Origin of the sequence: Cysteiniphilum sp. QT6929, from assembly GCF_030035755.1 — a bacterium.
GTDB classification, from domain to species: Bacteria; Pseudomonadota; Gammaproteobacteria; order Francisellales; family Francisellaceae; genus Caedibacter; species Caedibacter litoralis.
Genome location: NZ_CP103983.1, coordinates 1490889 through 1513413, shown reverse-complemented (window position 1 = coordinate 1513413; position 22525 = coordinate 1490889). Strand labels below are relative to the sequence as shown.

At 40.6% G+C, this 22525-nt stretch carries 17 protein-coding genes; 9 read left to right on the top strand and 8 right to left on the bottom strand.

The window, feature by feature from the left end; all coding sequences use genetic code 11:
* Together hisS and NYP54_RS06525 are read right to left on the bottom strand one after the other, a co-directional pair.
* On the bottom strand, positions 1-1272 hold the full coding sequence (gene hisS, locus NYP54_RS06530) for a histidine--tRNA ligase (RefSeq protein WP_283155833.1): 1272 nt from the start codon (positions 1270-1272) through the stop codon (positions 1-3).
* 256 nt (positions 1273-1528) lie between these two features.
* Entirely contained in the window at positions 1529-2719 is a 1191-nt protein-coding gene (locus tag NYP54_RS06525; RefSeq protein ID WP_283155832.1) for an MFS transporter, read from the bottom strand.
* A 186-nt stretch (positions 2720-2905) separates the two neighbouring features.
* Here NYP54_RS06525 and gyrA point away from each other — a divergent pair, with 186 nt between their 5' ends.
* Genes gyrA through NYP54_RS06505 form a run of 4 tightly spaced genes read left to right on the top strand, consistent with a single transcriptional unit; the run spans position 2906 to position 9782 of the window.
* Positions 2906-5557 (top strand): DNA gyrase subunit A, encoded by a 2652-nt coding sequence (gyrA, locus tag NYP54_RS06520; protein WP_283155831.1) that lies wholly within the window; start codon positions 2906-2908, stop codon positions 5555-5557.
* 3 nt (positions 5558-5560) lie between these two features.
* A complete protein-coding gene (gene ispC / locus NYP54_RS06515) occupies positions 5561-6739 on the top strand; it encodes a 1-deoxy-D-xylulose-5-phosphate reductoisomerase (protein ID WP_283155830.1) in 1179 nt (392 codons plus the stop codon).
* Positions 6740-6769: 30 nt separating this feature from the next.
* Positions 6770-9172, top strand: a complete 2403-nt coding sequence (gene bamA, locus NYP54_RS06510; protein WP_283155829.1) for an outer membrane protein assembly factor BamA — start codon at positions 6770-6772, stop codon at positions 9170-9172.
* A 58-nt stretch (positions 9173-9230) separates the two neighbouring features.
* The gene (locus tag NYP54_RS06505; protein ID WP_283155828.1) at positions 9231-9782 is read left to right on the top strand and encodes an OmpH family outer membrane protein; all 552 of its coding nucleotides are present in this window, start codon (positions 9231-9233) and stop codon (positions 9780-9782) included.
* 2 nt (positions 9783-9784) lie between these two features.
* Here NYP54_RS06505 and NYP54_RS06500 read toward each other — a convergent pair whose 3' ends face one another.
* Positions 9785-10966 (bottom strand): class I SAM-dependent methyltransferase, encoded by a 1182-nt coding sequence (locus NYP54_RS06500; protein WP_283155827.1) that lies wholly within the window; start codon positions 10964-10966, stop codon positions 9785-9787.
* A gap of 200 nt (positions 10967-11166) precedes the next feature.
* Between NYP54_RS06500 and NYP54_RS06495 the strand changes: the two genes are divergently transcribed.
* Positions 11167-11691 carry an outer membrane beta-barrel protein gene (locus NYP54_RS06495; protein ID WP_283155826.1) on the top strand — a complete coding sequence of 175 codons (525 nt, stop codon included), beginning with the start codon at positions 11167-11169 and terminating at the stop codon, positions 11689-11691.
* Between the two features lie 5 nt (positions 11692-11696).
* Here NYP54_RS06495 and ptsP read toward each other — a convergent pair whose 3' ends face one another.
* Both ptsP and NYP54_RS06485 read right to left on the bottom strand, forming a co-directional pair.
* Positions 11697-13955: a phosphoenolpyruvate--protein phosphotransferase gene (gene ptsP / locus NYP54_RS06490; protein WP_283155825.1), complete on the bottom strand. Its 2259-nt coding sequence runs from the start codon at positions 13953-13955 to the stop codon at positions 11697-11699.
* A gap of 5 nt (positions 13956-13960) precedes the next feature.
* Entirely contained in the window at positions 13961-14443 is a 483-nt protein-coding gene (locus tag NYP54_RS06485; protein WP_170137166.1) for an RNA pyrophosphohydrolase, read from the bottom strand.
* A 150-nt stretch (positions 14444-14593) separates the two neighbouring features.
* Between NYP54_RS06485 and glnA the strand changes: the two genes are divergently transcribed.
* The 4 genes from glnA to NYP54_RS06465 all read left to right on the top strand — a co-directional run bounded on the left by glnA (position 14594) and on the right by NYP54_RS06465 (position 19400).
* Positions 14594-16006, top strand: a complete 1413-nt coding sequence (gene glnA, locus NYP54_RS06480) for a glutamate--ammonia ligase (protein ID WP_117001486.1) — start codon at positions 14594-14596, stop codon at positions 16004-16006.
* Between the two features lie 461 nt (positions 16007-16467).
* Positions 16468-18045, top strand: coding sequence for a cytochrome ubiquinol oxidase subunit I (locus NYP54_RS06475; RefSeq protein WP_283155824.1), 1578 nt, complete (start codon positions 16468-16470; stop codon positions 18043-18045).
* Complete coding sequence (gene cydB, locus NYP54_RS06470) at positions 18045-19220, top strand: cytochrome d ubiquinol oxidase subunit II (protein ID WP_283155823.1); 1176 nt, start codon at positions 18045-18047, stop codon at positions 19218-19220. The genes NYP54_RS06475 and cydB overlap by 1 nt, the downstream gene beginning before the upstream one ends.
* Before the next feature lie 18 nt (positions 19221-19238).
* Positions 19239-19400 carry a hypothetical protein gene (locus NYP54_RS06465; RefSeq protein WP_157968165.1) on the top strand — a complete coding sequence of 54 codons (162 nt, stop codon included), beginning with the start codon at positions 19239-19241 and terminating at the stop codon, positions 19398-19400.
* Positions 19401-19406: 6 nt separating this feature from the next.
* Here the strand turns inward: NYP54_RS06465 and dksA are convergent, their stop codons facing one another.
* From dksA to NYP54_RS06450, 3 genes are all read right to left on the bottom strand, one after another.
* Positions 19407-19820: an RNA polymerase-binding protein DksA gene (dksA, locus tag NYP54_RS06460; RefSeq protein WP_283155822.1), complete on the bottom strand. Its 414-nt coding sequence runs from the start codon at positions 19818-19820 to the stop codon at positions 19407-19409.
* A gap of 131 nt (positions 19821-19951) precedes the next feature.
* Entirely contained in the window at positions 19952-21109 is a 1158-nt protein-coding gene (locus tag NYP54_RS06455; RefSeq protein WP_283155821.1) for an alpha-hydroxy acid oxidase, read from the bottom strand.
* Between the two features lie 13 nt (positions 21110-21122).
* Complete coding sequence (locus NYP54_RS06450; RefSeq protein WP_283155820.1) at positions 21123-22367, bottom strand: dicarboxylate/amino acid:cation symporter; 1245 nt, start codon at positions 22365-22367, stop codon at positions 21123-21125.
* Positions 22368-22525: the final 158 nt, after the last annotated feature.

Sequence of the window (22525 nt, the reverse complement as noted above, 5' to 3'; positions counted from 1 at the left end):
TTAGGCGTAATGGCTCTGAATGTATGAAGCTAGTTCAGGCTGCGGTATGGTCACTTGTTCTTTATCTTCACGTAAGAACTTTATCACACAAGTGCTATTGTTAACTTCATCTTCAGCGATTACCAACGCCAGTGCTGCACCTGATTTATCGGCCTTTTTAAATTGTGATTTAAAGCTGCCTAGTGAGGTGTTTTGTTCAATGGTTAGATGAGGCAAGGACTTACGTAATGTTTCAATCATTGGCATGATCTTAAAGATCGAAGACTCATCACTGATAACATAAATATCTGCACTTTGTGTTGACTGAGGGATGAGCTCAAGGGTTTCAAGAAGTAAAATGATTCGCTCAACACCCATAGCAAAACCAACAGCAGGCGTTTCAGGGCCTTGTAAGTCGCTTACCAAGGAGTCATAACGACCACCCGCGCAAATAGTACCTTGCGCCCCGAGTTTATCCGTGACCCATTCAAATACGGTATTACAGTAATAGTCAATCCCACGAACCAATCGCGAGTTGATTTTGTAAGGAATGTTTAACGCGCTTAGATACTTAGTAAGTGCTTCAAAGTCTTGTTTAATATCTTGATCAAGAAAATCATGCAGATTAGGTGCATTATCCAACAGTCGTTGCGTGTTTTCATTTTTGCTATCAAGGATGCGCAGTGGGTTTTTGCCTAGTCTGCGCTGTGAATCTTCATCCAATTGATCTTTAAGTGGTGTCAGATAATCAACTAATGCACTCACATAATCAGCACGATTTTGAGCGCTTCCTAGGTTGTTAAGCTCAAGGGTGACGTGCGTGTCAAGTCCCAAAGCTTGCCATAATTGCCATGATAAGCTTAACACTTCAGCATCTTGGGCGATGTGACTATTACCGTATACTTCAACACCCAGTTGATAAAATTGGCGATAACGCCCTTTTTGTGGACGCTCATAACGAAACATGGCACCTGTGTACCACACCTTTTGGATTTGATTACGTAACAGCCCATGTTCAATCATCGCACGCACGCAGCCCGCAGTACCCTCAGGTCTTAAAGTCAAGGCTTCATCATTGCGATCATTAAAATCATAGGTTTCTTTTTCAACGATATCGGTGCCTGCGCCAACGCCACGATGAAATAACTCACTTTTTTCAACGATAGGCAGGCGAATTTCCTGATAACCATAGTTGTGTAAGGTTTGTTTTACCGCGTTTTCAAAAAAGTGCCATTTGTAAATATCGCTTGGTAAAATATCATTCATGCCACGCACGGCTTGGATTTTAGACATCAGATGATTCCGCATTAAATTATTAACTTAGCAAAGTGCGCTTATTGTATACCGTTCACAAACCATTTTACAATATTCCTGTCATCGAATTTCCTGTGCTTTTGAATGATTGTATTTTGCCAATAGTCCTAGCTATTACCTGCAATGCAATCATTCAAAATCATCAAAAATTTCTTCGACACTGAACACCGCAAAATGATTTACGAGCGGTATATGTAAGTTATCTTTAGATGGAAAGAGCTTGCGTCCTAAATCACTAAACGCGAATTTTGGCAGCTGTGGGTTCTTTGAATTTCATTAGCAGTATAATAGCAATGACGTAAAACACAGCAATCATTGCACCTAGGAGAATTAAGTTGGCGCGCATTAAATTAGCAAATATAAGTGATAACGCGACAATAAGATCAATCGTGAGTCCGTAGATTGACGAAGCCACAGCGCTGTGACTTTTATCAATCAGCAAAAACGCCATCGTTGATGTGTTTACGCTCACAAGTGCTGAGGAAAAGCCAAATAAAATCGCACTTAGACCAATCAAGTAGATAGCATAATGTGCCGGTAGAAAATAAGCACTGATAAATAATATGCCACTCAATACGGCAACAAAAGAGAAGCTATAAGCGCTTTGCTCGTAGCTTATTAAACCATTAAGCCAGCGAATGTTAATCCAACGTGCTAAGGCGCCAAAGAAGATCAATAAAAAGGATAACCAACCATAGACAATTGTATTAAAGCCAAGCGTTGTGATCACAATATAAGGCGTGCAGATGTAAAAAACGGACATGCCCGCCCATGCCACTGACGTGATATAGCAGTAGCTTAAGAATTGCGTGTTGCTGGCAATGCTGAAGAACTTTTTGCGACTTGAAATTTTGACTTCAGTGGTTGCTGCTGGTATCTCTTTGAAGTAAATAGCAATTAAAATAAGGGCGAGTAGTGCCACCAAAACAACACCATTAAAAACCCATTCCCAACCGCCGTAATAGACGATATAGCCACCGATAAAACCAGCCATTGAGGGTGCTAAATAAAATAAAAGTGTCAAACTTTGCCAAGTTTTAACATAGCTATTACCCGTTAGCATATCCTTGGGTAAAGCAACGGCAAGAATATACAAACCAGAAGCGCCAATGCCTTGCAATATTCGCCCGATATAAAAGGCAAAGATGCTCTGCGATAACAAGCAGACAATACTGCCAATAATGACGATAAAACAATAAAGTATCAGTGTTTTTTTGCGCCCAAAACGATCACTGATAAGACCCGCTGGAATCGCGAAGATTGCACCTGCAATAACAAATAAGGTCAGTGTTAACTGGCTTTGCCCAACATTCACTGCAAAGTCGTTTTGTAGCAATGGAAGCGCTGAGATATACATGTCATAGGCGCAGACATAAACACCCACGAGGAAAATGGCAAAAAAGTAAACGTAGTTTTCAGGTTTCATATTTATTTTGCTGCTCATATTACTTGCCAGTGCGTAGAGAGTGTTGTTATGCAAACGACATTGTAGCATGACGTTTTTAAACTTAGAAATATTTACTTCATATGCTGGAGAATCCTGTTTCTGTGCTGTGGCGAGTATGTTATAATTCGTGCCAATTTTTAGAATATTTGAAGCGTTTATATCCTTATGACCACACAATTTGCCAATGAAGTTTTTCCGGTTAATATCGAGCAGGAATTAAAGCAATCATATCTTGATTATGCAATGAGCGTCATCGTTGGGCGTGCGCTTCCTGATGTGCGTGATGGCTTAAAGCCTGTGCATCGACGCGTTCTTTTTGCGATGAAAGAGCTAGGCAATGACTTTAATAAGCCTTATAAAAAATCAGCGCGTGTTGTCGGGGATGTGATTGGTAAATATCATCCGCATGGTGATACGGCTGTTTATGACACGATTGTGCGTATGGCGCAGCCGTTTTCATTGCGTTATATGCTAGTTGACGGTCAGGGTAACTTTGGTTCGGTTGATGGTGATTCACCCGCAGCAATGCGTTATACCGAAGTGCGTATGTCAAAGATGGCGCACTCATTGCTAATCGATATCGATAAAGAAACGGTTAACTTCTCGCCAAACTATGACGAAACCGAGATGATTCCGGATGTGCTGCCAACGCGTATACCTAACCTGTTGGTCAACGGTTCATCCGGTATTGCGGTGGGGATGGCAACAAATATTCCGCCACACAATTTAAATGAAGTGATCGATGGTGTGATTGCACTCATTGAAAACCCTGAGTTAAGCATCGAAGAATTGATGGAGTATATTCCAGGACCTGATTTTCCAACGGGTGCTTATATCAATGGACGTGCCGGCATTGTTGATGCGTATAAGACGGGCAGGGGGCGTGTTATTATGCGCGCTAAAGCATCGATTGAAACCGATAAGAAAACTGATCGAGAGCAGATTATTGTTACTGAAATCCCATATCAGGTAAATAAAGCGCGTTTAATTGAGAAAATTGCCGAACTGGTTAAAGACAAAAAAATCGAAGGTATTTCTGAGCTACGTGATGAGTCCGATAAGGATGGTATGCGTATTGTTGTCGATGTTAAGCGTGGCGAAATGGCTGAAGTGCTATTAAATAACCTATATGCACAAACACAAATGCAGTTAAGCTTCGGTGTCAATATGGTTGCTTTGGTTGACAGTCAGCCGAAGTTGTTAAATTTAAAAGAAGTGATTGAAGCCTTTATTCGTCATCGTAAAGAAGTGGTAACGCGCCGCACGATTTTTGAATTGCGTAAAGCGCGCGAGCGTGCGCATCTTTTAGAAGGTTTAGCGATTGCCTTATCAAATATTGATGAAATGATCGCATTGATTAAAGCGTCTAAAACACCAGCTGAAGCTAAAGAAGCACTGTTAGCTCGGTCATGGTCTGGTAAACTTGTCGGACAAATGCTTGAAGGGGTTGATCAAGGACTTTATCGCATTGATGGCTTGGCATCACATTACGGTTTACACAATGATGAATATTTCCTGTCACAAGCGCAGGTTGATGCGATTTTAGAGCTTCGTTTGCATCGTTTGACAGGTTTAGAGCAAGATAAGATTCTTGATGAGTTTAAGGCATTACTTCTACGCATCGAAGAGTTAATTGCGATTTTAAAAGATATTAAACGTTTGCTTGAAGTGATCTGTGAAGAGCTGCAAGAGGTTAAAGCGCAGTTTGGTGACGCGCGTCGCTCAGAGATTATTGCCTCTCAGCTTGATTTAGGTTATGAGGATTTAATTACTGAAGAATCGATGGTGGTGACACTTTCATATGATGGTTATGTCAAAGCGCAGCCATTGAAAGATTATAACGCGCAAAAACGTGGTGGGCGTGGTAAATCCTCGACGCAAATGAAGGAAGAGGACTTTGTTTATAAACTGCAAATTGCCTCGACACACGCCATGATGTTGTGTTTTTCAAGCTTGGGTAAAATATACTGGAGCAAAGTCTATGAATTCCCACAAGCAGGGCGTGCTGCCAAAGGCAGACCAATTAATAATGTGTTTCCATTAGAACAAGGTGAGCGCATTACGGCTATGTTGGCGGTATCCGAGTTTACTGAAGGTTGGAATGTCTTTATGGCAACCAAACAAGCAACGGTTAAAAAAGTTGATCTAACCGCCTTTTCACGTCCGCGCAAGGGTGGTATTTATGCCTTAACTCTTGATGAAGGTGATGAGTTGTTGCATGTGCATTTAACCAATGGTCAGCAAGAGATTATGATGTTCTCAAATGCCGGTAAAGCCATTCGCTTTAGCGAAGAGGACGTGCGTGCTGTGGGTAGAACCGCGCGCGGTGTCAGAGGGATGCGTATTCAAGAAGATCAAACTATTGTTGGTGTGATTGTTACCGAGCCTGATCAAGGTGTGGTATTAACGGCAACTGAAAATGGTTATGGCAAACGAACCCCAGTTGCCGAGTATCGCAAGACGGCGCGTGGCTCACAGGGGGTTATTTCAATCTCGACATCTGACCGTAATGGCCTTGTGGTTGCAGCAGGACTTGTTGAAGAAACAGATGACATTATGCTAATGACCGATCAAGGTGTGCTCATTAGAACGCGTGTACATGAAGTGCGTGAAACAGGTCGTTCAGCGCAAGGTGTTAAGTTGATTAACTTGAAGTCCGATGAAAAACTGGTCTCAGTACAAGTCGTTGGCGAGGATGAGTCTGAAGAAGGTTTTGATGATGAGATGCTCAATAATGAAACAAATGATGCCACAGTAGCAGATGACGCGCTAGAACAGGGTGAGCAAAATAACGAAGATGACAGCGAACTGGAGTAATTCGTGAAAGTCATCACGATTTTGGGGGCGACAGGATCAATTGGTGTTAATACGCTAGAGATTATTCGCGATAATCCTGCTGATTTTGAAGTTTATGCATTGACTGCACATCGTAATATCGAGCTGTTATATCAGCAATGCCTTAAATTTTCCCCACGCTATGCTGTAGTTGCAGATGAGAGCTTAGCAAATAAGCTTAGCAATGACCTTAAAGCTTTAGATTGTCAGACGATAGTGCTATATGGCAAAGAGGGGCTTATTTCTGTAGCAAGTGCTGATAAAGTGGATATGGTTATGGCTGCCATTGTTGGTATTGCAGGATTGGCACCAACGTTTGCAGCAGTGAATAAAGGCAAAACCATTTTACTAGCAAATAAAGAAGCGTTGGTCACTGCGGGTGAGATTTTCATGCGTGCAGCAAAACAATCTAATGCGATGATATTGCCTGTGGATAGTGAGCACAACGCGATTTTTCAATGTTTGCCCGATCAAGATAAACATTATGATCAACTGGCAATTTCCAGAATTATTTTAACGGCCTCGGGCGGTCCTTTTCGCGAAAAGTCTCTGGGTGAGCTTAAAGATATCACGCCAGATGAGGCATGCGCACATCCAAACTGGCAAATGGGGCGTAAAATATCCGTTGATTCGTCAACGATGATGAACAAAGCGCTAGAGGTTATCGAGGCTTATTGGTTATTTCAAGTGCCAGTCGAGAAAATTGAAGTATTGATTCATCCACAAAGTATTGTGCACTCGATGGTTGAATATCATGACGGTAGTTTTATAGCACAAATGGGATCCCCAGATATGAAAACCCCGATTGGTTACGCGATGTATTATCCACAAAGGCATAAAATCAATGTGCCAAAGCTTGATTTTACTGCTAAACCATTAAGCTTTAATGCACTGGATGGGCAGCGTTTTGCACTTATTCCATTGGTGTATGACATGCTAAAACGTCAAGATTATGCTGCAACAATTGTGTTAAATGCTGTCAATGAGGTGCTGGTTGAGGCTTTTTTGGCGGAAAAAATACAATATTTGGAAATAATCGAGTATATTGAACGAGTTTTGCAAGAATTAAAATTGAATAAACCTGAAACCATTGATGATGTTGTCGCGATTGATTTAAAGGCGCGTAGGCATGTTTCAGTACTTTTAGATACAGATAAAAATTGAATACAATAATTTAAATGAAGGAAGATTAGCTTGAGCTTATCATTGAAAAAAACATTGTTACTTACGCTTTTAGGTGCCGCACCTTTTGCTGGTGCCTATGCACAAAATAGCTTTGTTGCCAAAAGTATAAAAGTTGAAGGTTTGGAGCGCATCTCAAAAGAAACTGTGCTGAATGATTTAGGTATTCATACAGGAGAAACGATAGATGCAGCCGAAACCAATGAGGCAATTAAATCGCTTTACAGCAGTGGGTTTTTCAAAAATGTACAGTTGTATCAAGATGGCAATAGCTTGATTGTGAAAGTAGCAGAGCGTCCAGCAATCAGCGCGGTTGATTTTGATGGTAATGATAAGATCAAAAATGATGATATGAAAAAAGTCTTGCGTGAAGCAGGGCTTGATGTTGGTAATATCGCTAATCCTGAGATACTATTTCAAGTTAAGCAGTCGTTGTTAATGCAATATGCACTGATGGGTTATTACTCAACGACGGTTGATATACAAGAAATTAAAGAAGTTCGTAATCGTGTGGCGATCAAGATCAATATCGCTGAGGGTAAAACCGCAACCGTACGTCGCATTAATGTGATTGGCAATAAAGCATTCTCACAAAGTGAGCTTATTGATAATATCACTTTTAAAACACCGTCAATTTGGAATTTATGGGGGCTGTTTACCTCAAAGGCGGATTACTCGCCAACTAATATGCAGTCATCAACGGAAGATCTGAGTAACTACTATATGAATAATGGTTACTTGGACTTTAAAGTGACCTCACAACAGGCGTCATTATCACCAAATAAAGAGAATGCATTTATCGCCTTTGATGTCAGTGAAGGTGAGATTTATAAGGTCTCTAAAGTATCATTAGAAGGTAAGTTTGTTATTGCCAAAGCCGATCTTGAGAAGCTCATTAGCTTTAAAGCAGGAGATACCTTCTCGCGCCAAAAAGTGCTAGATAGCGCTAAGGCAATTACACAAGCATTGGGGGATAAGGGTTATGCCTTTGCCAATGTTAATCCAGTGCCTAATGTTGATAAAGATAACAAAACGGTAGCATTAACTTTTTATATTGATCCCGGTAAAAAAGTCTATATTAATCAGATTAATTTCCTAGGAAATAACGTTACTAATGACTACGTTTATCGTCGACAGATGCAGTATTTTGAATCTGGCGTTTACAATCAATCTATGATTGATCAATCAAAGATTAAATTACAGAGAATGCCATTTGTCCAAGATGTAACGGTTAAAAAGACGCCAGTGCCTGGTTCTGATGATCTGGTCAATATGGATTACGACATTAAAGAAAGAAGTGCAAACACGGTAAGTGCCAGCATTGGTTATTCGCAACTGTATAACTTTATGATTGGTGGTAATTTGGCATTGCCAAATATTCAAGGTACGGGTAATCAGTTCTCGATCGGTGCGAATTTATCCAGTGTCTATCAAAGCTTGAATATGTCGTACACCGATCCGTATTTTACCCAATCAGGGATTAGTCAGACGATTAGTACTTATCTATCGCGCACGGATTATGATGATACTACAGTTGCTAGCTATCGCTTAAATCAATATGGTGCGAATTTAGGCTATAGTATTCCGACTTCAGCGTTTGACTCAATTAGTGTTGGTGGTGGCGTTGATCACACCCAAGTTTTGCAACCAAGCGGTGGTCAATCGAGTATATTGCAGTGGTTTGTCCAACAAAATGATGGTCAAACATCCTTTAATACCTTTACGGTGAACCTTGGTTGGAATCATAACTCAACCAATCGCGCGTTCTTTCCAACAGAAGGAACAACCTTAGGGCTAAATGGTACTGTATCGGTACCTGGTATTAGTGATCTGCAATGGTATAAAGTGACGGGTTCTGCTGGTTTCTTCCATCCGATTATTGGTGATATGACGCTGTCTGTTAAAGGGGGTGTTGGTTATGGTAATGGCTATGGTAGCACTGAATATTTACCTTTCTTCCAGAACTTCTATGGTGGAGGCTGGGGCTCTGTGCGAGGATTTGCTCAAGGCGGTATGGGACCTTCAGATACCTATACACCAAATGGTAGCGCAGCAGAGCAAGGTAATTCGATCGGTGGTAACCTAAATGTATACACTAATGTGGATATTTTATTCCCAATACCAGGGCTGAAAGATAGTCGAAATATGCGTTTGGGTATGTTCTTTGATGCAGGTAATGTTTATAACACTTACAATATTCCAACTTACAATTCAGGCACAAATAGTGGTGTAATTTGGCCTGGGACTGCAGGTGATAAATCGCCAACGTTTTCTAATTTACGTTATTCAGTGGGTGTTGAATTCCAATGGTTATCCCCATTAGGTGCCATGGCGTTTAGTTTGGCAAAACCATTGAATGAGAAGCCAGGTGATTCAACGCAAATTTTCCAGTTCACACTGGGGCAAACGTTTTAATTCTTTGAGTTGAAAAGTATTATAAGATTTCAAATTTAGTTAAATCTAAGGAGTAAATATGAAAAAATTAGCAATGATTGGTTTGGCATCAATGGCGGTGACCAGTGCTGCCTTTGCCGCAGATGCAAGTAGCTTAAAAATAGGCTTGGTTAATCCAGTTGAGATTTATCAATCCGTGCCACAAGGTGAACAGAGTATTCAGGCATTACAAACAAAATTACAACCAAAGGCAGATGAGTTGCAAAAGCAGCAACAAGGCTTGCTAGAAAAAATGCAAACCTTACAAACCAATGCGCCAACGCTTACAAAATCTGATCTGGATAAGCAGCAAAAAGCATTAACTGATGAACAGGATAAGTTTAAGCAACAAGCGACGGCATTTAAGCAAAGCGAGATGCAGCAAGAGCAAAAAATTGCTCAGGATTTCCAAGCAAGCTTTAATACCGCTGTCGAATCTGTTGCCAAAGAAGGTAAATACAGCTTAATTCTAAGCTCGCAAGCAGTAGCGTATGCAGCACCTGATTTGAAAGTCGATGTGACTGATCAAGTGGTTGCTCAGATGAAAAAACAAGGCGTATCTGCCGAGAAAAATAAAAACAATCATAAGTAGTGTCAGCGTAGCTTAAAAATATAGCATTTTAAATAATCGTGATAATCGACATGAATGGACTGTGTGTGGCAGGGTGATGAGTACCCTTTGTGTAACAAAACCAAGTCATAAGAAAGCGATTGAAGTATCTCAAAGAAAGTTGCCTCATCGATGTGGCGACTACAACTACAAGCGATAAATAATCCGCCTTTATTCAGGCACGAAAGTGCTAGTTTAAACAAGCGTTGATAGGCACGTTTTGCTTCTGGAATATGTTTTTTTGATTTAGCAAAAGCAGGCGGGTCTGCTACAACGACATCAAAGTATTGTTGCTCGGCTTTTAATTTTTTGAGTGTTTCAAACATGTCACCATGCTCAAGCTCAATGTCTCTGCTACTTGTGTTTTGATGATTTTGTTCAATATTGGTTTTTGCCATAGCTAGGGCGGCTTTACTTTGGTCGATAAGCGTAAAATGGTCAATGAAATCTGCAGCGGCAACACTCCATGCGCCGATGTAGCTGCAAATATCTAGCATGCTGGTCATCCCTTTGTGAAGATAGTTGCGTAGTGCGATAAGGTTTAGGCGTTGGTCGAGAAAAAGCCCGGTTTTTTGACCGTTGATCAGATCAAACATAATGCGCTTGCCAGCAAACAGAGTAGTTTGAGTTGGTTCACCTGATAAATATTGCCATTGAGTAATACTGCCTAGTTTTTCGATCTCCCGTATTTGCCCTGTGCTTCGTTCAAAAATAGCTGTGTCAGGCATGAGGGCTATCAATGCTTGAATAACGTAGGGTATTAGTAAATCAGATGCAGCTGAGCTTGATTGCACAACGGTAGCTAAGTTATAGCAATCAATGGTAATCCCAGGGAGTCCATCATGATCGCCATGGCATAAGCGAAAGGCCTCTCCTTGTTGAACAAAATAAAGTTGCTGTTTATCATGCTGCAGTTGTGCTAGGAATTGTCGTAGCGCATATTCAATATCGTGGTTATTAATCGATTCCATGCTAATGCGTGTCATTCTGATTGCTGCAAGTTGATGTTTGCTATATAGAGCTAGTCTGCTTTGCTGTTCAACCAAAGCTGCGCCATGCGGGTTAAGCAACTCAGGGGCTAGATGATTAACCTCATTACTATAGAAAATTTGTCGAGTATGGAAGTTTTTGATTTTGCTGTTAAGACTGATTATTGGAATATTCATGCTAGGAGCATTTTGGATAAATGTGCCGAAATTATACTTTAGCCAATGTGTTGTGTATAGGCGCTTATGATTTAATAACAGTTAAAAAGGTGCTAATGATCAATTATATAGAACAACTGATCAATTTATCCTTGATTTAATGGATTTTTATATGCACAATGGCGCCTGTTTTTCAAATTAATATACAAGGATGGATTGTTATGAACACAAAGAGTTTTGCCTATATTTTCGCTGGTGTGCTAGCGGTTACAAGTTGTGGTTATGCAAATAGTCAGTCAGCACAAGATGAACAGGCAACGCGTAGCGGCTTCTTTTTAGCTCCCGCCGTTGGTGTGTTAACAAATAGTGGTACGGGGTATAAAACATCACTAGAGTTAACACTTAGCTTTGGGTATAGCTTTAGTCCTTATTTTTCGATTAAGGCGGGTAGTATTCTATTTGCCGCGCGGAGTGAAGACACTGCGCAAAGTACAAAATTTAGTACCTATACACGGGCTGATGTAGTGTTTTCACTACCAACACAAACGCTTTTTACCCCTTATGTACTTTTTGGCGTAGGTAAGCTTAGTATGGCGCATACTGAATTTGCATCAAATATTGGTGTTGGCGTGGCTTATACGTTAAGTCAAAATTTTGCTTTAACCGCAAACTATCGCAATATTATTCCGGCAAAAACCGGTGGAACAATGAATTTATTTGATATTGGGTTTGTGCATTATTTCTAAGGGTGTTAATTAATCCCAGCGCGAATCAAACCACCTAAATCATTTTCAACAAGGAAGTTTTCCAAATAAGTATGTACCTCTTCAGTGGTGGCAAGTTTTAGCACTTGCTTTAACACATTGCGGCATTGTTTCTTAGTAACAGATCGTAATACCTGCTTAACTTTAAGAAGCGCTGAGGCGTTCATGCTTAAACTATCAAACCCCATGCCGATAAGAAGTGCGGTGGCAATCGGGTTACCACCAAGCTCACCACATAATGAGATTTCTTTATTGTGCTTTTTGGCTACTTTGACTAAGTGGTAGAGTGTACGAATCATCGCCGGATGCAGTTGATTGTATAGATTAGCAACTTTTTCATTGGTGCGATCAACAGCTAAAATGTATTGTGCTAAGTCATTTGAGCCAATGGATACGAAGTCAATAAGATCGATTAAACGCTCTGCAAGTACAACGGCAGCTGGAACCTCAATCATGATGCCAATGCGTGGCTTGTCGATATCAAAGCCTTCTTCAATGACTTCCTTATAGGCTTGACGAATAAGCTGTTTTGCTTCTTTGACTTCCTCAATCGTTGTAATCATTGGTAGCAAAATATGCAAGTTATCATGATGTAAACTTGCTTTAAGCATCGCTCTTATTTGCATTAAAAAAAGGTTTGACTGATCCAGTAGCATGCGAATACCGCGCCAACCAAGTGCCGGATTCTGCTCTTCTTCGTAGAAGTAGGGTAGCGTTTTATCCGCACCAACATCTAAGGTGCGTAAAACAGCAGGTTTATCAGGGAATGTTGATAAAATTTGTTGATAAATAATGCGCTGCTCATCCTCACTGGGGAAACGCTCGCGAATCATAAAGGGAATTTCAGAGCGATATAAACCGACACCTGCTGCTCCTTGACTTAAAGCGCGATCCAAATCAGCAATTAAACCAACATTTGCTTTAAGTGTTATTTCATGCCCATCAATTGTTGTACTTGGTAAGTCTTTAAGTGCTTGCAATTCAACGGCTTTTTGACTCTCATGCTTGATTAAGCGCTCATATGCTGATTTAAGTCCCTTAGCAGGTTGGATATATATGCGCCCAACATAAGCATCAACAATAACCTCTTTACCATCTATGAAGCTAATTGGTAATGCTTTGATGCTTGTAACAAAAGGCACAGACAAAGCTTTAGCTAAAATAGCTGCATGAGAGTATGAGGAGCCGTGTTCTGAGATAATTGCTTTTAAGCGCCCTTTAGGCACTTCGGCAATCATCGATGCGGTGACTTCGCTCGCAACAAGAACAGTATCAACAGCGTAGTGACTTTTCTTTAATATTTTATTCTCAAGTGCCAATAAGATGCGTTTGCCTAAATCACGAATATCACTGGCGCGTTCGACAAAGTAAGGTTCATCCATTTGCTCAAAAAGTGTGGCTTGCTCGATAACAACACGTTTGATCGCGCTTTGTAGCCAAATGCCCTGACGAATATAGCTAATAATTGCATCATAAAAACGACTGCTATCGATCATCTGCAAATAAGCTTCAAATAATTGTGCTTCCTCACTGCCCGCAAGGAGGGTGACACGCTCTAGCATCTCCTCCAGCGACTCTTTGACATCCTTTACCGCACTGATAAATAAACGCTCTTCATCCTCTGATTGCGTAGGTTTGTCAGGAATCTCCTCAATATCAGTAATATTATAACGTGCAATCGCAATGCCTTTTTGTACCCCATCATTGGCGCTTACACCATCAAAGTACATCGGACTTTGTGGTTTATCTTCAATTTGCTCAGAAACATCTTCAATATGAATGGCGCGATTTAATGGTAGTGACAAGTTAGCGCATAGCGTCGCAACATCAGTTTGCAAGCTTTCAGTAATTTTGTCTTTATCATTAAGTTGTAGCGCAATAATAGCGATCACTTCACCCTTGTGCACAACGGGCGCTGCTAATAAAGATTGTAGGCGATTGCGTGAAAGCGTTTGTAGCACACTATAGCTTGAAGCTTTAGACATATCGGTAATAATAAGTGCTTCTTCACGCAAAGCAACTTTACCCAAAAGATCATCTTTGGCGCTGATGTAGATCATCCCAGATCGCAGTGTTGGCACTAGCGTTGACGCGCTTAGTGTGTAGGTGTGCTCTGTTTCATCCAAAATAAAAACACTGCACGCATCGACACTAAGCACTTTGCATGCTTCTTTAGCAAACATTGATAAGACGACATCAAGCTCATGCTTAAGCTCAATGATTTTGACTAAAGGCTGCCATAACATGATAGTTACTCGCGTGACCAGTCTTTAAGCACAGGGAAAAAATGCTCAAGTGCTTTTTGATAAACATGGCGCTTAAAGGCAACGACTTTTCCTGCGGGGTACCAGTAATTTACCCAACGCCATTCATCAAACTCCGGCTTTTTATTAGCGTTGAGATTAATTGCGCTATCGGCAGATTTTAAACGCAACAAAAACCATTTTTGCTTTTGACCAATGCATAGTGGGCAATTTCTTCTAATTAGCGACCTGGGAAGCCGATACCTTAACCATGTTCTCGTTGCAGCAATCACCTCAACATCGTAAGGCATAAGCCCTACTTCTTCTTTGAGCTCTCGATACATTGCTTCAATCGGCGTTTCTCCAGAATTTAAACCACCTTGTGGAAACTGCCATGAACTTTGGTTGACGCGACGACCCCAGAACACTTTGTTTTGATCATTCATAATAATGATCGCCACATTTGCTCTGAAACCTTCTTGATCTATCACGATCATTTCCAAACCTAGTACTATCCTGCTGTTTAGCATACCGTAAAGCAGGTAACTTTTCCTTGAAAATCTTGCTAAATTTTGCAAAAAAACTCTGATAGAATAGATCGCGGTAAAACTATCAACCAAATCTCAAGGAGCGTTATTAGTATGTCTGACTTTACACATTATCAAGCCATGGTTAGTGAATATGGAATCGAATTTGTCGATCTTCGATTTACCGATACAAAAGGCAAAGAACAACATGTAACCATTCCTGTGCGCGCTGTCGATGAGGATTTTTTCACTGATGGCAAAATGTTTGATGGTTCTTCTATTGAGGGTTGGAAGGGAATTAATGAATCAGATATGATTTTGATGCCAGATGCATCAAGCATGTTGATCGATCCGTTTTTTGAGGCGCCGACATTGATTATTCGTTGTGACATTTTAGAGCCGGCAACAATGCAGGCATATGATCGTGATCCGCGTTCAATCGCAAAGCGTTGTGAAACTTATATCAAGTCAACGGGTATTGCTGATACCGCATTTTTTGGTCCGGAGCCTGAGTTTTTTATCTTTGACGATGTGACTTATAAGTCAGATATGGAAGGTTCTGAGTATAAAATCAGAAGTAATGAATCAGCGTGGAGTACTAATGATCTGCATGGTGGTCGCAATAATGGGCATAAGCCTGGCGTTAAGGGTGGTTATTTCCCTGTGCCACCGGTTGATTCATTGCAAGATATTCGCTCAGAGATGTGCTCTATTTTGGAAGAGTTAGGGCAAGAAGTCGAAGTGCATCATCATGAAGTAGCAACGGCAGGTCAATGTGAAATTGGTACTAAGTTTTCAACTTTAGTCGACAAAGCCGATCAAACACAAGTCTTTAAATACGTTGTACACAATGTGGCTAACGGCTTTGGTAAAAGTGCGACTTTTATGCCAAAACCGATTCCGGGGGATAATGGCTCGGGTATGCATGTCCATCAATCGCTTTCAAAGGGTGGTAAAAACCTATTTGCGGGTAATGGTTATGCCGGACTTTCAGAAGAAGCGCTTTACTATATTGGCGGCATTATCAAACATGCTAAGGCGTTAAATGCATTTGCCAACCCATCAACCAATAGCTATAAGCGCTTAGTGCCAGGCTTTGAAGCGCCAGTGCTTTTGGCATATTCAGCACGTAACCGCTCGGCATCTATTCGCATTCCTTTTGTTAATAGTGAAAAAGCACGTCGCATCGAGGTGCGCTTTGGTGATCCAACAGCTAACCCTTATTTAATGTTCTCAGCCATGGTTATGGCAGGAATTGATGGCATTAAAAATAAAATCCATCCGGGTGAAGCGATGGATAAGAATCTATATGACTTACCGCCTGAAGAACTTGTTGATATCCCAACAGTGGCAGGCTCGCTAGAAGAGGCACTTGCTGCTTTGGATGAGGATCGTGAGTTCTTAACCGCAGGTGGCGTGTTCTCAGATGATATGATTAATGCCTATATCGATTTGAAAATGGAAGAAGTGCAGAAGCTTAATATGACGCCGCATCCAGTTGAGTTTCAGATGTATTATAGTTTGTAATAACTGAAGTTACGCACTTTAGAAAAAACTATGACTTTATAAACACCCCGTCAGCCTACGGCTGCCACCCCTCTTGAAAAGAGGGGAATTAGGCAATGGTGATTTTATTCCCCTCTTTTCAATAGGGGTGCCGAGTTTACGAGGCGGGGTGTTGAAATAGAGAAAGCACGTAACTTCAATAATGATATCCACCAGGACTCACTAAGTAACAATTCAAAAATAAGTTGATCTTTAATTATTCCCCTCACCCGTGCAGCTTAAGCTGCACGACATCTCCCGCAAGGGGAGAGGTAATAGCTGACGCAACTTATTCTTGATTTATTACTCAGCTTGTTATGGATGGCAATAAATTTACTTTATTTAATGCATAAGAAATTAAACTGCTGTTAAACTTGCAATAGGTGGGTAAATCTCTACAATCGAGCAATAAAATTTTATTAACACATTGGGAGTGTGCACGCATGGATATGACACAATTATTTGTCGATTTATCGCGCGGCCAGTTTGCATTTACAGCTCTATTCCATTTTGTCTTTGTACCATTAACACTTGGTTTGTCGTGGATACTATTTATTATGGAGGCTGCCTATGTCAAAACAGGTAAACAAGTATACAAAGATATGACCAAATTTTGGGGCAAGCTTTTTGCAATTAACTTTGCGATGGGCGTTGTCACAGGGATTACCATGGAGTTTGAGTTTGGCTTAAACTGGGCGTATTTCTCTCGTTTTGTTGGTGAAAGTTTTGGCACAATATTAGCCATTGAAGGACTGACGGCATTTATGACGGAAGCCACACTTTTTGGTTTGTTTTTCTTTACATGGAATAAAGTGGGTAAAAAAACGCATTTATTGATTACTTTTTTCTTGGCATTGGGTACAAATTTATCAATTGTTAATATCCTAGTAGCCAATAGTTGGATGCAGCATCCGGTAGCGACGTTTTTAAATCCTGAGACAATGCAGATGCAGTTAACGAGCTTTGTGCAAATCTATATGCAGGAGTTGGCACAAATTCGCATTGGTCATGTTGCTTTCGCTGGATATTTGATATCGGCTGCATTTGTTGTTGGTATTAGCGCATGGTATTTGTTGCGCAAGAGAAATACTGGATTTGCAATGCGTTCGCTTGCGGTAGGTCTTGGCTTTGGTTTATGTTCCTCAATTTTTATTTTCTTTTTGGGGGACGCTAATGGTCTTGCCGTTGATAAATATGAACCCGCTAAAATGGCTGCGATTGAAGGGCAGTGGGAGACACAAAAGGCACCTGCTGCCTGGTCTGCTGTGTCTTTTCCATCACAGGAGCATGAGAAAAATTATTTTGAGATTCAAATTCCATGGATGTTGAGCTTAATTGCAGGACACAGCTTATCTGCAACAGTTGAAGGGCTTAAGCCTATTATGCGTGAAAATAAAGATCGTATTTACGATGGATTGGTAGCGTTAAAAGCTCTGGAAAAAATTAGATCAGGTCAAGGAACTGCGCATGATTTTGATATCTTTGACCCGAAAAATCCAGAGACAAAAAAGTATCGTGACAATATTGGTTATGCCTTTATATTGCAGGCGCATGCCAAAGACCCACATAATGCAAGTGCGGCAGAAGTTGCTAAGGCTGTCAAGGATACTATTCCAGAGGTTTGGCCAGTGTATTGGAGCTTCAGAGTGATGCTAGCTTGTTGGGCAATGGTGTTTTTTGTTATGGTTTTTGGCGCAGTGCATGTATTACGCCGCACGCTCCTAAAGTATCGCTGGTTTTTGTGGCTAGCAGTTTTTGCCATTCCATTACCGTATATTGCCGCTGAAGCAGGTTGGATTATTGCTGAAATGGGACGCCAACCATGGGTGGTGCACGGAATATTGCCAACAAGTATGGGCGCGTCGACCTTGGCGTCGTGGAATATTGTGGTGAGCCTTGCTTTTTTTGCATTGCTATATGTTGGACTATTTGTTGTGGAATTAATTGTCATGTTCAAGGTTGCTCGCAAGGGACCACGGTCTTTAGGTAATGGTAATTATGATTATAAGGAGCATCAATAATGTTATTTGATTATATGACCTTACAAATTATCTGGTGGGCAATTATTCTTCTGGTTCTTATCCTTTATGCGACAACCGCAGGTTGCGACTTTGGAGTGACGATTATAATGCCCTTTATGTCTAAGCATAAAGGCTTTAAAGAAAATGATGTTGAGAGACGTTTGGCGTTAAATACTATCGCCCCTACGTGGGATGGCAATCAAACGTGGATTGTTATTGGTGGTGGTGCTTTATTTGGTATCTGGCCAGCCGTCTATGGCACGATTTTCTCAGGATTATATCCGGCATTATTGTTAGTGCTATTTACCTTTTTCCTGCGCCCACCTGGGTTTGATTATCGCAGTAAACTCGATGGCGATGGTTGGCGTAAATTCTGGGATTGGAGTCTTTTTATCAGTAGCTTTATTCCAGTGCTTATCTTTGGTCTAGTGCTTGGTGCGCTATTTCATGGTTTACCGTTTTATCATGATGACTTTTTATTAAGATCGGTATATGCCGGCAATGCCTTTGCCAGTGTGTTCTCACCTTTTGCCATTTTGTGTGCGTTATTAGCATTAAGCATGGTGTTGATGCATGCGTGTTTGCATTTAAATCGTCGCTTGGCAGGTGAGTTAGGCTTGCGTTTTCGCCGTTTATCTAATCTGTTTATCCTCATTAATTTACTACTTGTTACCATTGGCTTGATTATGTTGGCATATGTTATCCCTGGGATGATTATCACGGACACGCCAGCAAGTCTTGCGTTTAACACACAGGTCGATGTGGTTACGGGTGGATGGCTACATAACTACGCTCTTCATCCGTGGATGTGGTTAGCCCCTGTTTTATGTTATGTGATGTTGTTACTCGCTGCCATTACCAAAGAGAAAAATGAAACTATCGCTTATTGGTGCTCGGCTTTGGCTATTACTGCAATTCTATGCTCTGCAGCATTTGCTTTGTTTCCATTTGTTGTCCCTTCTAACTGGGTAGGCGCAGGCGGTTTTGGTAGCCAAAGTTTAACGATTTGGAATGTATCAGCATCTGAATATAGTTTAATGGGCATGCTGTATATTACGTTTGCCTTTATGGTATTGATTGTTGTTTATAAGTTTTGGGGGTTTAGTGCTGCATGGCGCGGTAAGTCTAAGCTTGATAAAAGCGACCTAGAGCAAAACAATCATACATTCTACTAAGTTAATAGAGGAACCATTATGTGGTATATCACAATTATAATTATGCTGGCGATTTCAATGTATGTTGGTTACCGCTTTACATTGTATGTCGATGATAAAATTGAAAAAGGAAAATACAAAGAGATCAGTGATGATCCAAATCATATGGCTAATAAAGGGGATCATCCTGATAAAAAATAACCGTAATTAGGCTTTGATAATGCCTTGCGTCCTTTCTTGATGTTCTTGAATTTCTTTTGCTTGTACCGATAAAGTCGCGGTTGGACGTGCCAGTAAACGCTGCACACCAATTGGCTCACCAGTTAGCTCACAATAACCGTATTCACCATTTTCAATATGCTTTAGTGACTCATTAACTTTGCGCAGTAATTTACTTTGACGATCAACAGTGCGTAAGTATAGCTGTTGCATTTCCTGAGAAGTAGCAACATCGTTTAAATCGGTGTTGCGTTCAGACTCAGCCAAGCTTTTCTTTGCATCATCAATTGCTTCACTTAACTCTTGTTTTTGCTGAAGTAATAGTTCCTTGAAAAAAGCCAACTGCTCTTCATTCATATATGCATCTTCAGACATATTCAGTAGTTCTTTCTCTGTCAGCATAGTGTGCCTCCATTAACGAGTTAGTTTTTTATTAGGGCGTTTTTATATCATAAAAAATAATCGATCACTAATAAATTTACTGCATATAAGTAAAAAAAGTAAAACTTTGGCGTTTAGTCAAGAAAATGAGATTAAAAAGTTGATTGGGCTAGGATATTTTGATTAATGTAATTAATATTTGTATGACCACAAAATGCCATGGTTTTGTCTAGCTCATCATAAAGAATTTCTAAAACGCGTCGAACGCCATCTTCGCCATATGCGCCAAGCCCATAGATAAAAGCGCGTCCAATCATTCCGGCACGAGCGCCTAGTGCTTTTGCTGTTAATAAATTTTGTCCACAACGGATGCCCCCATCAAGCAAAATTTCAAGCTTATTGCCAACTGCTTGATTAATCGTGTTGAGCATAGATATAGATGATAGAGCGCCATCAAGTTGGCGCCCACCATGATTAGATACAACAATCGCATCAGCACCAAAGGCAACTGCTTTGTGCGCATCATCAACATCCAGAATGCCTTTAATAATAATTGGACCCTGCCATTGATCTTTGATCCATGCTATATCGTTCCAGTTGAGAGAAAGATCAAATTGGTCTGATACCCAGCTGCTTAAAGAGGATAGATTATCAAGATTATTAACATGTCCTACTATATTGCCAAAATTTCTGCGAGACGTTGTAAGTATCTTAGACCACCATTTAAATTTTGTAGCCATATTGATAAGGTTTTTACAAGTAAGTTTTGGGGGGATAGATAAACCATTTTTAAAGTCAGCATGTCTCTCACCAATCATTTGCAAATCAACAGTCAAAACAAGTGCAGAGCACCCGACTGCTTTGGCTCTATTGATGAGCTCACGGGTAAATTTTCTGTCTTTCATGACATATAATTGAAACCAAAATGGTGCGCTGACTTTTTCGGCAACATCCTCTAAAGAACAAATGGACAGCGTGGAGAGCGTATAAGGGATGCCAAAGCGCTCGGCTGCTTTTGCCGCTAGAATTTCGCCATCGGCATGCTGCATACCTAAAAGCCCCGTCGGGGCTAAAATGACAGGCATTGTATAGTTTGTTCCAAGGATATTTGTTGCAAGTGTACGCTCTTTTATGTCGACAAGAACGCGTTGTCTAAAGCAATATTTCTGAAAATCTCTTTCATTGGCATGATAAGTATTTTGGTCCCAAGAACCTGAATCGCAATACTGCGCAAACATCTTAGGTACTTTTTTATGGTAACGGGCTCTCATTTGCTCAATACTACGAATATGTTCAAGCTTTCTTTGCATTAGAATATCCTCTCTATTGGTAGTAGATATCACGATCAATCTGTTTTTCACTATTAGCGACAACAGCAGTCACAGAAACATCACCTGTGACATTAACAGCCGTTCTGACCATATCAAGAATACGATCAATACCGATAATAAGTGCAATGCCCTCAATCGGTAAGCCGACTTGGGTTAGTACCAATGTTAGCGTAATTAAACCAATACCTGGGACGCCCGCAGTACCAATTGAGCTTAAGGTAGCGGTGAGTATGACCATAAGGTAAGCCCCTAAACTTAAGTCAATGTTGTATATGTGTGCTATAAACACAGTAGCTACACCCTGCATAATGGCAGTACCATCCATGTTGATTGTGGCGCCTAAGGGAATGGTGAAGCTTGCGACTTTATTGTTAATGCCAATCTCTTTCTCAGCGGTTTCTAATGTCACTGGTAAGGTTGCATTACTACTTGCTGTAGAGAAGGCAAATAATTGCACGCGCAGCATTTTCTTAAAGAAGGTAATGGGGTTTAGGCGTGCTAATATTCCCACAAGAATGCCATTGGTAATAAAAAGATGGATAAACAGCACAATGAGTACGGTAAAGAAGTAACCCAATACATAAACAAACTTATTAAGATCAGTGGTGATGACAAGCTTAGCAATCAGCGCAAATACGCCATAGGGCGTTAGTGCGATAATAATGCTTACGAGTGACATGATCACCTCATTAATATCATCAAACCAGTTTTTGATGCGTGTACCGGCTTCTTTAGCAAAATTAATGGCAATACCAAACAATAGTGCAAAGATGATGATTTGTAATAGATGTCCTTCTGCTAATGAATTAATGGGGTTGGCTGTAAATAAGCTTAAAATGGTTTCTAAAAAGCTTTGTGCAGGCGCTGCATGAAAGCTCAAGTTTTCCGTTGAAATATTCGCACCTTTGCCAACTTGAAACAGAAGTGACACCACAATTGCCAATGTGATGGCAATGGCAGTAGTGCAAACATATAAGATAATCGTTTTGCCACCAATGCGTCCCAAGCTTTTAGGATCAGCCACGTTGCTTGCACCACAAACAATGGATACAAAGACTAATGGCACAACAAGCATCTTCATTAATGTCAGAAATATTTGACCCCCGAGATGCAATACCCCACCGCTGATATAGGTCTTAACCCAATAGCCATCAGCAAAGGGGTGAAAAATAAGCCCAACGATAATGCCTAATGCCATACCAATTAAGATGTTGCGAGTGAGTTTCTTGTTTGTCATGAGATTTCCTTTCTATCTTTATACCTTCCCTATAGCACTATATACCACCCATAAACCATTTTACAGCCTTTCTGTCATTGAATTTCTTGTTCTTTTGAGTCATTTGATATTGCTAATAGTCCTTGCTATTACCTGCAATCCAATGACTCAAAATTATC

What these genes read in the sequence shown, in the direction of transcription:
- hisS (WP_283155833.1), bottom strand. Translation starts at nt 1,272, where the DNA reads ATGTCTAAAATCCAAGCCGTGCGTGGCATGAATGATATTTTACCAAGC.
- NYP54_RS06525 (WP_283155832.1), bottom strand. Translation starts at nt 2,719, where the DNA reads ATGAAACCTGAAAACTACGTTTACTTTTTTGCCATTTTCCTCGTGGGT.
- gyrA (WP_283155831.1), top strand. Translation starts at nt 2,906, where the DNA reads ATGACCACACAATTTGCCAATGAAGTTTTTCCGGTTAATATCGAGCAG.
- NYP54_RS06505 (WP_283155828.1), top strand. Translation starts at nt 9,231, where the DNA reads ATGAAAAAATTAGCAATGATTGGTTTGGCATCAATGGCGGTGACCAGT.
- NYP54_RS06500 (WP_283155827.1), bottom strand. Translation starts at nt 10,966, where the DNA reads ATGAATATTCCAATAATCAGTCTTAACAGCAAAATCAAAAACTTCCAT.
- NYP54_RS06495 (WP_283155826.1), top strand. Translation starts at nt 11,167, where the DNA reads ATGAACACAAAGAGTTTTGCCTATATTTTCGCTGGTGTGCTAGCGGTT.
- ptsP (WP_283155825.1), bottom strand. Translation starts at nt 13,955, where the DNA reads ATGTTATGGCAGCCTTTAGTCAAAATCATTGAGCTTAAGCATGAGCTT.
- glnA (WP_117001486.1), top strand. Translation starts at nt 14,594, where the DNA reads ATGTCTGACTTTACACATTATCAAGCCATGGTTAGTGAATATGGAATC.
- NYP54_RS06475 (WP_283155824.1), top strand. Translation starts at nt 16,468, where the DNA reads ATGGATATGACACAATTATTTGTCGATTTATCGCGCGGCCAGTTTGCA.
- cydB (WP_283155823.1), top strand. Translation starts at nt 18,045, where the DNA reads ATGTTATTTGATTATATGACCTTACAAATTATCTGGTGGGCAATTATT.
- NYP54_RS06465 (WP_157968165.1), top strand. Translation starts at nt 19,239, where the DNA reads ATGTGGTATATCACAATTATAATTATGCTGGCGATTTCAATGTATGTT.
- dksA (WP_283155822.1), bottom strand. Translation starts at nt 19,820, where the DNA reads ATGCTGACAGAGAAAGAACTACTGAATATGTCTGAAGATGCATATATG.
- NYP54_RS06455 (WP_283155821.1), bottom strand. Translation starts at nt 21,109, where the DNA reads ATGCAAAGAAAGCTTGAACATATTCGTAGTATTGAGCAAATGAGAGCC.
- NYP54_RS06450 (WP_283155820.1), bottom strand. Translation starts at nt 22,367, where the DNA reads ATGACAAACAAGAAACTCACTCGCAACATCTTAATTGGTATGGCATTA.